Origin of the sequence: Enterobacter cloacae complex sp. IR53030, assembly GCF_049238365.1 — a bacterium.
Classification (GTDB): Bacteria; Pseudomonadota; Gammaproteobacteria; order Enterobacterales; family Enterobacteriaceae; genus Enterobacter; species Enterobacter kobei.
Window position 1 is genome coordinate 229,994 of the sequence record NZ_JBMKHA010000005.1, and the last position, 13,448, is coordinate 243,441.

At 53.6% G+C, this 13,448-nt stretch carries 13 protein-coding genes; 3 read left to right on the top strand and 10 right to left on the bottom strand.

The features are described from left to right. Nucleotides 1-66 precede the first annotated feature (66 nt). From psiF to ACOTXR_RS07760, 4 genes are all read right to left on the bottom strand, one after another. Nucleotides 67-387, bottom strand: a complete 321-nt coding sequence (psiF, locus tag ACOTXR_RS07745) for a phosphate starvation-inducible protein PsiF (protein ID WP_014882731.1) — start codon at nucleotides 385-387, stop codon at nucleotides 67-69. A gap of 275 nt (nucleotides 388-662) precedes the next feature. Continuing rightward, nucleotides 663-923, bottom strand: coding sequence for an anti-adapter protein IraP (gene iraP / locus ACOTXR_RS07750; protein WP_014882730.1), 261 nt, complete (start codon nucleotides 921-923; stop codon nucleotides 663-665). Between the two features lie 210 nt (nucleotides 924-1,133). Beyond that, entirely contained in the window at nucleotides 1,134-2,348 is a 1,215-nt protein-coding gene (locus ACOTXR_RS07755) for a multidrug efflux MFS transporter (protein WP_023332216.1), read from the bottom strand. A 168-nt stretch (nucleotides 2,349-2,516) separates the two neighbouring features. Further along, nucleotides 2,517-3,200 (bottom strand): extensin family protein, encoded by a 684-nt coding sequence (locus ACOTXR_RS07760; protein WP_023332215.1) that lies wholly within the window; start codon nucleotides 3,198-3,200, stop codon nucleotides 2,517-2,519. 103 nt (nucleotides 3,201-3,303) lie between these two features. Here ACOTXR_RS07760 and ddlA point away from each other — a divergent pair, with 103 nt between their 5' ends. After that, complete coding sequence (ddlA, locus tag ACOTXR_RS07765) at nucleotides 3,304-4,404, top strand: D-alanine--D-alanine ligase (RefSeq protein WP_058690544.1); 1,101 nt, start codon at nucleotides 3,304-3,306, stop codon at nucleotides 4,402-4,404. Here ddlA and ACOTXR_RS07770 read toward each other — a convergent pair. Further along, nucleotides 4,401-4,631, bottom strand: coding sequence for a DUF2754 family protein (locus tag ACOTXR_RS07770; RefSeq protein WP_014882726.1), 231 nt, complete (start codon nucleotides 4,629-4,631; stop codon nucleotides 4,401-4,403). The genes ddlA and ACOTXR_RS07770 overlap by 4 nt on opposite strands. Nucleotides 4,632-4,880: 249 nt before the next feature. Here ACOTXR_RS07770 and ACOTXR_RS07775 point away from each other — a divergent pair, with 249 nt between their 5' ends. Then, nucleotides 4,881-5,180 (top strand): DUF2755 family protein, encoded by a 300-nt coding sequence (locus tag ACOTXR_RS07775; RefSeq protein WP_014882725.1) that lies wholly within the window; start codon nucleotides 4,881-4,883, stop codon nucleotides 5,178-5,180. Here ACOTXR_RS07775 and ACOTXR_RS07780 read toward each other — a convergent pair. The 3 genes from ACOTXR_RS07780 to ACOTXR_RS07790 all read right to left on the bottom strand — a co-directional run bounded on the left by ACOTXR_RS07780 (nucleotide 5,177) and on the right by ACOTXR_RS07790 (nucleotide 8,158). Then, nucleotides 5,177-6,274: a DUF1615 domain-containing protein gene (locus ACOTXR_RS07780; protein ID WP_421767012.1), complete on the bottom strand. Its 1,098-nt coding sequence runs from the start codon at nucleotides 6,272-6,274 to the stop codon at nucleotides 5,177-5,179. The genes ACOTXR_RS07775 and ACOTXR_RS07780 overlap by 4 nt on opposite strands. Nucleotides 6,275-6,288: 14 nt before the next feature. Next, complete coding sequence (gene sbmA, locus ACOTXR_RS07785) at nucleotides 6,289-7,509, bottom strand: peptide antibiotic transporter SbmA (RefSeq protein WP_014882723.1); 1,221 nt, start codon at nucleotides 7,507-7,509, stop codon at nucleotides 6,289-6,291. A 115-nt stretch (nucleotides 7,510-7,624) separates the two neighbouring features. After that, complete coding sequence (locus tag ACOTXR_RS07790) at nucleotides 7,625-8,158, bottom strand: isochorismatase family protein (RefSeq protein ID WP_014882722.1); 534 nt, start codon at nucleotides 8,156-8,158, stop codon at nucleotides 7,625-7,627. Nucleotides 8,159-8,362: 204 nt separating this feature from the next. On the opposite strand from ACOTXR_RS07790, the gene ampH reads away from it, so the two are divergent. Beyond that, on the top strand, nucleotides 8,363-9,523 hold the full coding sequence (gene ampH / locus ACOTXR_RS07795; RefSeq protein ID WP_045269296.1) for a D-alanyl-D-alanine-carboxypeptidase/endopeptidase AmpH: 1,161 nt from the start codon (nucleotides 8,363-8,365) through the stop codon (nucleotides 9,521-9,523). A gap of 2 nt (nucleotides 9,524-9,525) precedes the next feature. Here ampH and ACOTXR_RS07800 read toward each other — a convergent pair whose 3' ends face one another. Together ACOTXR_RS07800 and ACOTXR_RS07805 are read right to left on the bottom strand one after the other, a co-directional pair. Beyond that, nucleotides 9,526-10,149, bottom strand: a complete 624-nt coding sequence (locus tag ACOTXR_RS07800) for a helix-turn-helix domain-containing protein (protein ID WP_023332210.1) — start codon at nucleotides 10,147-10,149, stop codon at nucleotides 9,526-9,528. 92 nt (nucleotides 10,150-10,241) lie between these two features. After that, complete coding sequence (locus ACOTXR_RS07805) at nucleotides 10,242-13,016, bottom strand: autotransporter outer membrane beta-barrel domain-containing protein (protein WP_058690542.1); 2,775 nt, start codon at nucleotides 13,014-13,016, stop codon at nucleotides 10,242-10,244. Between the last annotated feature and the right edge of the window lie 432 nt (nucleotides 13,017-13,448).

Sequence of the window (13,448 nt, forward strand, 5' to 3'; positions counted from 1 at the left end):
GAGAGGGGGACTGCGGGGAAAGTATGAAATTTCGGGTGAGCAGCCGACGCCACTCACCCGTTAGAACTACACTTGTTTCTTCAGACAGGCACTCATGAACTTGCTGCGATCGTCTCCCTTCAGGGACTGTTCGGTCGCTTTCGCATTACACTCGCGCATTTTTTGCTGCTGCGGCGTCAGACTTTTTTCGCCAGGCTTCGCGGCACCGTTTTTAAGGCAGTCGCTCATATAGGTCTTACGGGCATCGCCTTTCAGACTCTGGGACGTCGCCTGTTGATTACAGGTCGTCATCCGTTGCTGCTGAGGCGTTAGCGTTTTCTCTTCCGCATTCGCCGATGAGATCAGGAACAGGCCGGAGAGCAGAGTAACCAGTAATGTTGTTTTCATTGCACCATCCTTTTGTGAATATTCCCTGTAAGTCTGGTTCGTAACAGGAAAAAAACCACCCGGCAGCGGTGATTTTGCCGGGAATTTCTCATTTCAGACCCAACGTACCGGTATTGGCGGTATCGACATAAAGGATAGGGGAAGTAACGCGATAACACGCGTGCTCTGTTTCACTTTTATTTTCTCCCGGTACAAACAGATAAAAAATAAATACAGAGCAGCGCCAGGCATCCTGCATGACAATTTTGTGAAACGTCAGAACCGTTCGTGACGGCTTAACTGCGCGGATGCCTCAACAGCTTCTTTACGTATTGCTGCAGCAATTCGGCATCCTCTGGTGGAACCTGAGTGTCGGGTCGTGCCTTATCCAGCGCCCCTTCGATGCTATTGATTAACGCCTGCTGATCGGATGTATCCATCCGCCGCAATAGCGCGGTGACGACAATTTCCAGCGCTTCGACCTGGGCAACCAGTTCTTTAGACTCTTCTTCCTTTTGTGCAAGCTTAACCAGCAACTCAGCAATGAGATTCTTCATCGTGCTATTTCCTTATGGGGTTTCCTCTGAAATTAACACCAGGAATGAAATATGCAAAGCGGAGAAAAGTATTATCTTATGTAAAAGTGACATTACCGCCAAATTAGGGTGCCACCCTTAATAGCGAAACGTTTTTCTATAAAAAAACGCCGCATTTAGTTATATAAAAATACGGCTACCATAAGAATATATAATACACCCGCGAAAGGACTATTTCGCTGATTTCGCCTCCGCCATTCGTGTTCGACGGCGCAGGGCAATCGCCAGCTGGATAATATTGATTAAAACGACAATTGCCGTAGCAGCAAATACCCAACGAAAACCTGCCATCGCAGAAACGGATGCGCCAATAAGCGGACCGGCAACGTTGCCTAAATACATAAACGACTGGTTATAACCAAAAATACGTCCGGTGACCTGGTCGCTGGAATATTTGACCAGCAAGGTCTGTACGGCAGGCAACATAGCCCCATCGGCGAAACCGAGTAAAAATCGCAGCACGCCCAGCTGAAGCGGAGAGGTAACAAACGACATCGCGAAAAAGAGCACCACCGCAAAAATCAGCGTCGCCATCAGGATACGCGCCGTGCCGATCCTGTCCCCCAGCTTCCCCAGACGTGGCGCAGAGATCAGCGCGGAAACGCCCGGCACGGCGGCAATCATCCCGCTGAGAAAAGCAATATTATTGCTGTCTGGCTCCATTGATTTAATAAACAGCGCCAGAATGGGCCCCACCGAGCCGTTACAGAGCTGGATCACCATGGTGGTGACAAACAGGCTGATCATTAGCCCTGGGTAAGGCAGCGAGGCGAAGACGGCCTTACCGCTCAGGCGTTCAGACTTGCTGACAACGGGGCGCCCTCCCTCTTTGATCAGAAAGAGCGTGACCAGAAAGCTAACCACCAGCAGGATCGCAGTGATGATAAATACCGCGCGCAGCCCAACGTGGTCTGCCAGAAAGCCGCCCAGCAGCGGGCCACCGATGACGCCGCTTATCTGCGCCGTTGAGAGGGTGCTCAGCGCCCAGCCGCTTCGTTCGCGTGGCACCTGAGAGGCCACCAGCGCCATGGCATTCGGAATGTACCCGGACGTCAGCCCCATCACCGCCCGCAGGAAAAACAGCTGCCAGACGTTCGTGGCGAAGGCCTGGAGCAGAATCGCAATCGCCATCCCGAGCGAGGCGCGCAGCAGCATCAGCTTACGGCCTTTCCGATCCGCCAGGCTGCCCCACATCGGAGACACAATGGCGGAGACCAGAAACGTGACGCTGAACGTCAGACCGGACCACATGGAGAGCGCTTCGTGGGAGGTAACCCCCAACTGCGACACGTACAGCGGTAGGAACGGCAGGATCTGGCTAATGGCCAGCCCGGTAAAAAAGCAGCCGAACCAGACCGAGATGAGATTAACTTTCCAGGATTCCATAAAGAAATAGTCTTCATTTTTAGGCGAATTCGCCGTCAGATTAGCAAGTTACGCACGCCGGCGTCGCACCAGAGATGCGGCTTTGCTGACTTTGGTGTTTTATCTTCCCAGTCATCATATTTGTGAAATAAGTCACAAATCATCCATTTTCTGGCGGAAGATTATGCTTCAGCGACAGAGTCCGAAACCGCGCATCCCCAGATGAAAATGGTTGGCATGCGCCGCGTTATACTCCGGCCCCAAACCGTTACCGTAGTAGCCGCAGCTGGCCGCCAGCAGGGCCTTCAGCCATGGCTGCGTTTTTGCCGATTTCCAGCCGTTCAGCACCGTGACGCGCTCCCCGTTCGCCAGCCGAAAAGCGGCGATATCCAGCGCGTCTGCGGTGGCATGCTCACTGCGCCGCGCATCGGGCCGGTGGTAGATATTGCGACAGGCAAAGCTGCCAAGGTGCTCAATGCGCGTCAGCTCATGTCCCGTGAAGCGCTGCGTCAGTGGCCGGACCTGCTGGCTGACAAACAGTGCAGAGCTGAGCGCCAGCGGACAGCTGGCAAGAAAACTGCCGTTCAGACTCACCGGGCCGAAGTCACGCACGCGCACGACGTTGCGCAGCGGACATGTCCCGCCGCCGTCAGCGACCGGTTGGGTGCGGATAAGGTTTCGTTGATTGGCCTGCGTTAACAGGCTCGCGCAGGCTTCGGGGGTTAAACGTCGCAGTTTATACTGGGTAATACGGCCAGGGGGATCGTCCAGGGCCAGCGGTTTAAATGGATTGTAGTAAGACGGCAACCAGCGATAACCCGCCGTTGCAACTGCCCCCAGGATGAAAACGGTCAGCAGAGTTTTTCCTTTCACGTTCCCCCCTCACTCTTCCCCAAAACATTATGGCAGAAGGCCGCGAAACCCGCAGGGCATCGTGGTATGTTATTGGCTTTTCGTCAGACTGGAAGAGAGTGAGATGGCAAAGCAGCGCGTAGGTATTGTCTTTGGGGGAAAATCAGCGGAACACGAGGTGTCATTGCAATCGGCCAAAAATATCGTTGATGCGATCGATAAAAGCCGGTTTGACGTGGTCCTGCTGGGCATTGATAAACAGGGCCAGTGGCATGTTAACGACGCCAGCCAGTATTTGCTGAATGCCCACGATCCGGCGCACATCGCCCTCAATCCTTCGGACATCAGCGTCGCGACCGTTCCTGGCGTCATGAAGGGACAGCTCATCGACGCCGGCAATGCGCAGGCTCTCACTCAGATCGACGTGGTCTTCCCTATCGTACACGGCACGCTCGGGGAAGATGGTTCCCTGCAGGGGATGTTGCGCATGGCCAACCTGCCGTTCGTCGGATCAGACGTACTGGGATCCGCCGCGTGCATGGACAAAGACGTCACCAAACGCCTGCTGCGCGATGCCGGACTGAATATCGCGCCATTCGTCACGCTCACCCGCGCCAACCGAGACAAGTACAGCTTCGCGCAGGTTAGCGGTCAACTGGGGCTGCCGCTGTTTGTGAAGCCTGCCAACCAGGGATCATCCGTGGGCGTTAGCAAAGTCGCCAGCGAAGCAGAGTTCACGCAAGCCGTCCGTCTGGCGTTTGAATTTGACCATAAAGTGGTTATTGAGCAAGGGATCAAAGGTCGCGAAATTGAGTGCGCCGTGCTGGGCAACGATTTTCCACAGGCGAGCACCTGCGGTGAAGTGGTCTTAAATAGCGACTTCTACTCCTACGACACCAAATACATTGATGATAAAGGCGCACAGGTCGTTGTTCCTGCGGATATCGATCCGGCGATCAACGACAAGATCCGGGCGATCGCCATCAGCGCCTACCAGACTCTCGGCTGCAGCGGCATGGCGCGCGTGGATGTCTTCCTGACGCCGGAGAACGACGTGGTCATCAATGAAATCAACACGCTGCCGGGCTTCACCAACATCAGCATGTATCCAAAACTGTGGCAGGCCAGCGGGCTTGGCTACTCTGAGCTGATCACCCGCCTGATCGAACTGGCGCTGGAGCGTCACGCCGCCGACAGCGCGCTGAAAAATTCCGTTAACGGTTAATCGGCACCCTTCGCCGTCTCTTCCGTCGTCGTCTCTTCCGGGCGACGGCGGATAATCAACCCCGCCAGCCAGAAACTGATCACCCAGGTCACCAGCCCGACGGCATAGGTTTGCCACCCTTTTGCTTCAAATCCTAACAGCCCCACGACGCCGTTAAGAATAAAAATCAGCCCAATAGCAAAGGCATAGTAGTGCCAGTCACGGCGAAGTTTGGACGTGAGCTTCATAACAACTCCGGCAGGAAAAAAAAACATCCTCTCACAGTTTAAGCACGAGGTCTGTGGCAGATGCGGAAATTCTGAAACGCGACGCAATTTCACTTAAGTTTAAAAATTGTGACGCGCTGCAGAAATCAATAATCCAGGAGAATTCCTGAGCGTAAATTACCACGATTCTGATATTGACAAATGCAATCACCTGTCAAACTCACCCCGTAAGACGCGTATTAAAACAGAGTTATACCTCGGGAGGTCAACATGGCTGACTTTACATTGTCGAAACCGATTTTTGGCGGCAAACCAAAAACCTCTACGGCGGGTAATATCGCGTATGCCTTGTTTGTCCTTTTCTGCTTCTGGGCAGGCTCCCAGCTGCTCAATATGCTGGTCCATGCGCCAGGTGTTTATGAACACCTGATGCAGGTGCAGGATAACGGGCGTCCGCGAGTGGAGATTGGATTTGGCGTGAGCACGCTGTTCGGTCTCGTTCCTTTCCTCGCGGGGTGTATGATTTTAGGCGTAGTCGCGTTAGTCCTGCGCTTTCGTCGTCGCCATTAAAGCCCCATACAGCGAGCCCGGCGATCGTCCACGCGCTTCGCAAACCAGGCGGTGGTCAGGTTACGTGTGATCTTCGGGCTTTCCAGCTGAATACCCGGCAGGATAGCCCTCGGTAACGTTTTCCCACTCTTCTGCTCCGCAAGGGCAAACACCTTCTTGTAGAGATCCGTTTTCTCGAATGCCAGCCTATCGCCTTTTTCAAGCTGACGGCGGATATCGCTGTTGCTCATATCAAGTGCTGTCGATAATGTCCGTACCGCGCGCTCGGTGCCTCCCGCCTCGCTGCTGCCGTAGGCGATGAGATCGCCGTCCAGCGCCAGCTTGACGCCGCTTGCGCGGCTAAGCGCACTTTGAAACGCCGCGTTACGGCTGGCATACCAGCCGGCATTAAAGTCTGCGAAGCGGTACAGCGGCGCGTTGTAATTCGCCGGATAGTTCAGCAGATGATACGTGCCGAACCACAGTCCGCCGCGCAGTGAGAAGACCTCCTGGCGCACCGTACCGTCAATTTTCCATGGATAGCCGTCGGTATGCTTCTCGGCAAACGCGATGCTCACCTGCATTGGTCCGCCGGTGTGAACCGGGTTGAGCGAGCCAAACAGTTTCTGCCCCATTGGCACCATGTTGATGAAATCATCAAAAATGGCGCTGAGCTGTTTTTCGGTTTTCACCGTGTCCAGCCGGTCGCTGTAGCTTTTACCGTTCGGCGAGGTGATTTTCAGTGCGGTATGCACGAGGAACACCGGGCTATGCATCGATTCCGCGCGGCGGTCGATCTCTTTCCAGGCAATTTTATTCAGACCCGGCACCACCGGGTCTGACTGGTACATGGACTCCTGCTGCGCCACCGCCAGCACCGAGCAGATATTTTCCTCGGTCGGTGCAATCTTCTGGCTTTCAAAGGTTTTAGCCAGCGCATCTGCCCACGCATTGCGATCCTTCACGCTGGCGGGCATTTTTTGCAGCACAACGCTTGCCACATCAACGGGCTTTTCACCCTTTTTGAGCGGGGCTGCCCCTTTTTCGGCACAGCCCGCCAGCACCAGAGCGGCCAGTAAGGACAGCGATAACGCGCGCGGTACGGCAAAAGACATAGCAACTCCCTGTATTAGCTAAAGGTATTGGTCACTTCCTGCAGGTCACGATCGTCCAGCTCACGCTCAAAGCTGCGCAGACGTTTGTAGATGGACATCAACTCCACCAGCGTGGTCCAGGAGCTGATCAGATACTGGAACGACCCGCGCACCTGACCGAAAACATTGGTGATCTGCGTCATCAGACCGAGCGTAATCGTACCCGCAACGATCGACGGAAACAGCAGGAACAAGCCGAAAACGTTATCCACCTGCAGATACAAAATGCGCGCAATGTTGAAATACATATAGTGGAAGTAAAGGCGGAAGTAGTTACGACGCACGGCACCAAACAGCTCACGGACGGTCGGCGGCGACGCGCGGCTGGCATCATCTTCCCCGTAAACCAGCTCTTTACGATACGCCGCTTCGACGCGCTGATTTTTAAACTCCAGACCCGGCAGCTTGATCCCCACCACCGCCAGCAGGCCCGTGCCCATCAGCGACCAGACAATCGCGGCAATCACCAGACCATACGGCAGATGGCCGACAATCGGCAGATCCGGCACATGCGCAGAGAGCGTCACCAGTACCGGCAGGAAAGCAATCAGCGTCATGATGGCGTTGATGAAACTGACGCCCATATCTTCAAGGGTGGAGGCAAAACGCATGGTGTCTTCCTGCACACGCTGCGCGGCACCTTCGATATGACGCAGATGCTGCCAGTGCGCCATGTAATGTTCGTTCATCGCGGTACGCCAGCGGAAAACATAGTGGCTGACGAAGAAATTGTTCATAACACCAATGATCACCGCAATAAGCGCGATACCGAGGAAGACGCCGACTTCATGGTAGAACTGGTTAATGGTGACCTTGTGCGGCGAACTCAGCGCGGTCTGAATCAGATCGTAGAACGGTGCATACCAGGCGTTTACCGCCACCCCCACTTCCACCAGGAACCACGTCACAAAGATGATCAGCGAGGTACCGAGAATCGACCAGTACTGCCAGCGGTGCGGAGAATAGACAAACCAGAACAGCGCAAACAGCCCTACGCACAGCATGTAGTAGGCGTAAAACAGCAGATAGCTCAGTGACCAGAAGCGCGCTGCGCTAATCGGCACGTCGCCTGTCGCCCCAACTATGCGTGCCAGCCATGCACCGCCGCCCGCCTGCCAGAAAACGACCGCGATCAGTGCCCAAATAAATGCCGACAGGAAAAATGGCCCCGGCTTTGGGAAAAAAGACTTAAACATGATGCTTCCTTCTTGTTGTTATGGTTGTTGCTGTGCTCAACACATGACCAAACGAATACCCTGCCCGGGCCGGAAGACCGGCTCGGGCAAAAAGGTCAGACCCGAGGGTTGATTATTAGTTCGCTTTCCAGTTTTCGAGAATTGTTTCGGTGCGTTTCACCGCGGGAGGGTTCATCGGTGCAATGAAGTTACGCCAGACGTCATTATGGTGGTTAATCAGAATCTGTGCTTCAGCCGCCGGGCGATTCGCGGTGGTATGGGCATCCTCAGCCACGGTAATGTGGTAGCCCCGACTGACGCCGTTTTTAATTGTCGCGTCCACGCAGTAATCCGTGGCGCAGCCGCAGATGACAAACTCACGAATTCCGTGTTCACGTAACAGCGCTTCAAGCGATGTGTTGTAAAAAGAATCACAGGCGGTCTTGGTAACGTAAAGCGCATCAGCCGGTTGATGGAGTTCAGGCAGCAGCGCAAACCCTTCACTTCCTTCTTCCAGCCCCCCGGCCTCGGTATGCTGAATAAAAATGACGGTGTCGGCCGCCTGAGTAAGCTGGTTGATCAGAGAGACACACTTTTCGCGCTGATGACGAGGGGTTTCAAATACCCCGTTTTGCATATCAACCACCATGACCACACGCTTTTCAGACATACCGTTCTCCGTAAGATTGAGTAATACTGGTGCCTATCATAAGCCCGATGCCAGAAAATGGGAGAGCGCTCGCAAGTAAATTATTCATATTTACCCATGGTTACGTTTTTCTGGCTATGGTTATGCTATTCCGGGCATTGCACGGTAGAGATTAGTAGTATAAATACCCATTACTTTCTTCATTCACTTCATGGATGCTTTTCGTTGAAACGTTGTCTGCTCTCTTTTGCCGCGCTGTGTGCGGTGAGCTTCTCCACCGTCCAGGCGGCCCAACCGCTGACGGCGCCCGTTTTGGCTTCAGACATTGCCGATCGCTACGCGAACCTGATCTATTACGGCAGCGGCGCAACCGGGATGGCAATGGTGGTTATTGATGGCAACCAGCGCGTATTCCGCAGCTTCGGTGAAACGCGCCCAGGCAATAACATTCACCCGCAGCTGGATTCCGTCGTTCGCATCGCGTCCTTAACCAAGCTTATGACCAGCGAAATGCTGGTGAAACTGCTCGACCAGGGCGTGGTGAAGCTCGACGATCCGCTCAGCAAATACGCCCCACCGGGAGCACGTGTGCCAACGTATCAGGGAACGCCCATTCGCCTTGTGAACCTCGCGACGCACACCAGCGCGCTACCGCGTGAGCAGCCTGGCGGAGCGGCGCACCGCGACGTGTTTGTCTGGCCCACCCGCGAGCAGCGCTGGAACTACCTGAGCACCGCCACGCTGAAGGCGGCCCCGGGTTCGCAGGCCTCTTACTCCAATCTGGCGTTCGACCTGCTGGCGGATGCCCTCTCAGCGGCTGCGGGCAAACCCTACACGCAGCTGTTTGAAGAGCAGATAACCCGTCCGCTGGGGATGAAAGACACCACCTTTACCCCTTCTCCGGACCAGTGCCGTCGCCTGATGGTGGCGGAGAAAGGTGCAAGCCCGTGTAACAACACGCTGGCGGCAGTGGGGAGCGGCGGGGTCTATTCCACCCCAGGCGACATGATGCGCTGGATGCAGCAGTTCCTCTCATCGGATTTCTACTCGCGCAGCAGCCAGGCCGACCGTATGCAGACCCTGATTTATCAGCGAACTCAGCTGCACCGTGTGGTCGGAATGGACGTACCGGGTAAAGCCGATGCGCTCGGCCTGGGCTGGGTCTATATGGCACCCAAAAATGGCCGTCCGGGTATTATTCAGAAAACCGGCGGCGGTGGCGGGTTCATTACCTATATGGCGATGATCCCGCAGTCCAACGTGGGCGCATTTGTGGTGGTCACCCGCTCCCCGCATACGCGTTTCGTTAATATGAGTGATGGCATTAATAACCTGGTGGCTGAACTGAGCGCCAATAAAGCCCAGGTGCTGACCGCGTCTAACTGATCTTAATATTCCGTGGGCAAGCGGTTGATACTGACCAGCTTGCCCCGGCTCATATTAATGTAGTTTCCCTGCCGCAGCGCAGCGAGAACCTCAGCAACAACCGAGCGCGAAATACGGGTGCTTTGTTGAATATGATTCATCACACCAATTTTCGAGCGCAACGTTTCATCCCACTCCGCCATATTCAGCAACATGGCGCGGATCTGGTGATAAGAATTATTTCCCACCAGCTGCATGTCGCGTTTCGCAAGAATGTAATTTATCCATGATAACCAGGTGAAGGCCTCTTTCCAGAGCGCATTCTGTTGTATGAGCTGACGGGTGGTTTCCGTGGATAAATAAAAACCCGTACAGGGTGTTTTGGCGATAACTTTGTATTCGTGACAGTGTTTAATCATCACGGTGGATAGCCCAAAAATAAATGGCGCTTTCGCAATCCCCAACAGCAATTCATCTGGATAACGATAGATTTCGATTATACCGGTCTGTAATACGACCGTGCGTGACTCATTGCACTCGTGAGAAGTAATGATTTGTTGTGGAGCACATTGAAACGTACTACTGGCTGCTATCAGACACTGTTCGAGCCGGCTTAATTCAGAAAGCGGTTTCGCATTAACGTTCATGCAGACCTCAAGACATCCGTATTGGTCGGTTCAATATTGTTTTTTGTTTTTATCGTAAAAAAGCGGGGGATATTCTCCCCCGCTTTCAGGTATTACCAGGTATATTTCACACCCAAATTGGCGCCCCAGTTCTGGTCAACGTCACCGCCGCCAAGATACGTGGCATCCGTGTACGCGCTGAAGTTCTTCGTGAAGCTGAACTGCGTACCCAGCCCTACACGCACCGCAGAGCCTTTAACGCCGTTGTCGATGCTGTCGTCGTTGATATCCGCAGTGTTATCAGCATCATCATAGACATAGGCCAGCTTGAAGTAAGGCGTCAGCGCCTGCTCGCCACCGTAGTTGAAGGTATAACCCGCATCCAGGCCGAGTTCATAGCGCAGGCTATCGTAAGATTGCCCATCAACGCGCATGTCATTACTCAGGCGATAATCATCCCCGGACTGGAACAGACCGGATACCGCCGCGTAAGGGGTTACGTAGCCAGACAGGTTTGGTTTCCAGTCATAGCCCAGCTTCATGCCAAAGCCAACCGCATCGGTGGTCGTGTCACCGTCAACGTATTGACCGTTGCTCATGGTAGCTGAAAGGTCGTTGTTAAAGCGGGTGTAGCTCAGGGAGCTGTCGAGGAACATATCGTTCGCAAACTTCGCAGAGGCATAGATCATTGCCGTCTGGCTGTCCTGATCGACCTGACCGGTACGATCGCTGATATCCCCCTTCGCGAAGCCTGCTGCACCGCCGACGATCCACTTCGCATTGTTACCGTCAATCTGGGTGTCCAGACCGACCATAATGCCGCTCACGTCCTGATCGTAGCTGATAACGCCATTGTCATCGTCGTAGTTGCCACCGAAGTAGCTCACCCAGGCTCCGCCATTGTCCGCCAGGCCATGACGGCTGTTGGTCAGACGCGAACCGACGGTATCCTGCTGCAGATTCCAGATATTGGTATTGGCAGAAGGAATGCTCAGCGCCATGTTGGCGTAGTCGCTCAGCGCTTTCTGCTCAAGGACAACGGTATCACCCTGCTGCTGTGCCTGATAGGTGTAAGCCCCTAAATCCGCTTTGTTTGCGGCAGTAAAGTGGGCTGCGGTATCCGGATTGTTATCATAAACACGGACGATCTCTTTGTTTTTGTAATCAGCGACGGAGCCTGCGCCGGTCGCATCATCAATGCGCACTTTATAGTTACCGGCAACGTCACCGTTCACCGCCAGATGGCCGTCTGAGTTCAGTGCGACGACACCATAGTCGTAGTCCGCGCTGTAACGATCGTTAGTGATATAACGCGCGTTATTCAGATCGCTGTTCAGCACATAATCACGGCTGGCTACGTTCAGTACGCCACCGTCGGTCAGCACCATATTGTGCGTGTCGACCTGACCCAGACCCAGCGCCAGCTCGGCACCGTTATCGACGGTGATCGTATTCGCATACAGCGCGGCCGTCTCTTCGGTCAGAGCTGCACGGCTATCGCTGTCCAGATAGAGGCTGTCGGTCGCTACGCCGCCGCTGTCGCCAATATTCAGCGATGAAGCATTGGTTAGGGTAATGGAGTCCGCCAGCAGGCCAGCGTTTTCAACGTTGACCTGAGAGCGGTTATTCACCGCCAGCGCGTCGATGTTAGAGATCTTACGGGTATCCCACTCGGAACCGTTGTCCAGCGTTACGTTGAACAGGCCGCTCTGGTAGACCGCTTCGCCCGCTACGTGGCCGTTGCTGTCAAAGGTGGAGTCAGGCCAGATGCTGTTAGGCGCCAGCGCATGCCAGTCAACGTTGCTGTAACCCTGGCCATACATCTGCGAAGTGCCAATGGCTTCAACGCTGGACTGCGCCGCACCGACCCACTTGCTGCCGTTGGTCAGCGTCACGTCCAGCCTGTCGGTGCCATCCCAGCCATTAGTGGTTGGGTTATAGACGCCATCATCGGTGGTATCGGTTGCCGGATCGCCATTTTCGTAGAAGTTGTTATCGAAGGTGCTGGCGAACAGGATGTCGCCGGTGACGGTAGAATGGTCGAACGTGGCGGTGGTCTGCATGGCGTTGTCAGATGCGCTGGCCGCAACGATCAGCGCCGCGTCATCCGCACCCGTGGCGTGGGTTTCACCGTAGTCGCTCGGCTTAGCCGTTTGACCGTAGAATCCGCTGGTACCCAGATCGCTGTAGGCGCCTGACGTCAGCACGGAGTCTTTAACCACCAGCGTATCGGTGAACACGTTTGCGCTGTTCGCCACGCCTTCAACGCCGTCATACGGAGTATTATCGAGCTCCTGATAGCCCTGCGTTAGCGTAATGCCCGCTACGTGGGAATTATTCTGGATAACAATATCAGACTCCACGTCCAGCGTAATCGCGTTACCGAGAGCGTAGGTATCCAGGTAATGGGTTTCCGATGTTTCGCCCTTCACGACGTCATAAGCGTAATGCTCGTAAGCGTCGTTGATCGTGCTGTTATCGACAGTCAGGCTAAAACGATCGAACTGAGTATGCGCGGTACCGTCGGCGTCTACGCCGTCGGCACAGTTTGCGGTCATACACTCAGAGGTAATCATACCGTTGATGGTGCTGTTAGAAATGCTGAGCGCATTAGAATGACCATTGATGCCGTCATCCAGATAATACGTCGAAATAACGCCATTCACCGTTGATTTATTGATCACCGGATAAATATCACCGTCATGGCTGGCATCAGTGTAATCCCAGTCAGCATAACCATAATACCACGGGGTTGAGGCGGCGTTATCATATCCAAATGTATTATACGTCGTACCGGAAATATCTTTCGCATTGGCCTGAGAAGCGATAGCCAGGGTACAGGCTAATGCAAGTTGAGATACAACCAGTTTCTTTTTCCATGTTTGCATTGGGTCATCCCTCCTCAGGGACGTAAGCAAGTTTGTCCGTCAAATCATTGTGCAATATTCAATTGCGGAGAGAATTATGCAGTTGCATTTAGAAAAGGTTCAATGAATGATTCCATTAAGTCCGCATACAGACAAAAAAACAGAAAAAAGGTCAACCACACAGCAGGCAATCATTATAAACATTATAAAAACAGAAAGTTGAAAATTAATTTCATAACTCACATTAATATTATTAAAATAAATAGATCATTATTTTTTATATATTCTATCTGATATAGAAATCATACTAATCATTCCCCTTTTCCTGAAAAAACAGACCGCGCGAGTGTAGAGTGAAAAAAGGTTCTTCAGCCGTCAATTTGAGAAAAGAAAAAAGCCTACTTTCGTAAAACAACGGCCTTCACTTTGAGGTACACTAGGCCTCTTTGTTCC

Coding starts and splice junctions, on each gene's coding strand:
- psiF (WP_014882731.1), bottom strand. CDS start 387: ATGAAAACAACATTACTGGTTACTCTGCTCTCCGGCCTGTTCCTGATC.
- iraP (WP_014882730.1), bottom strand. CDS start 923: ATGAAGAATCTCATTGCTGAGTTGCTGGTTAAGCTTGCACAAAAGGAA.
- ACOTXR_RS07755 (WP_023332216.1), bottom strand. CDS start 2,348: ATGGAATCCTGGAAAGTTAATCTCATCTCGGTCTGGTTCGGCTGCTTT.
- ddlA (WP_058690544.1), top strand. CDS start 3,304: ATGGCAAAGCAGCGCGTAGGTATTGTCTTTGGGGGAAAATCAGCGGAA.
- ACOTXR_RS07770 (WP_014882726.1), bottom strand. CDS start 4,631: ATGAAGCTCACGTCCAAACTTCGCCGTGACTGGCACTACTATGCCTTT.
- ACOTXR_RS07775 (WP_014882725.1), top strand. CDS start 4,881: ATGGCTGACTTTACATTGTCGAAACCGATTTTTGGCGGCAAACCAAAA.
- ACOTXR_RS07780 (WP_421767012.1), bottom strand. CDS start 6,274: ATGTCTTTTGCCGTACCGCGCGCGTTATCGCTGTCCTTACTGGCCGCT.
- sbmA (WP_014882723.1), bottom strand. CDS start 7,509: ATGTTTAAGTCTTTTTTCCCAAAGCCGGGGCCATTTTTCCTGTCGGCA.
- ACOTXR_RS07790 (WP_014882722.1), bottom strand. CDS start 8,158: ATGTCTGAAAAGCGTGTGGTCATGGTGGTTGATATGCAAAACGGGGTA.
- ACOTXR_RS07800 (WP_023332210.1), bottom strand. CDS start 10,149: ATGAACGTTAATGCGAAACCGCTTTCTGAATTAAGCCGGCTCGAACAG.
- ACOTXR_RS07805 (WP_058690542.1), bottom strand. CDS start 13,016: ATGCAAACATGGAAAAAGAAACTGGTTGTATCTCAACTTGCATTAGCC.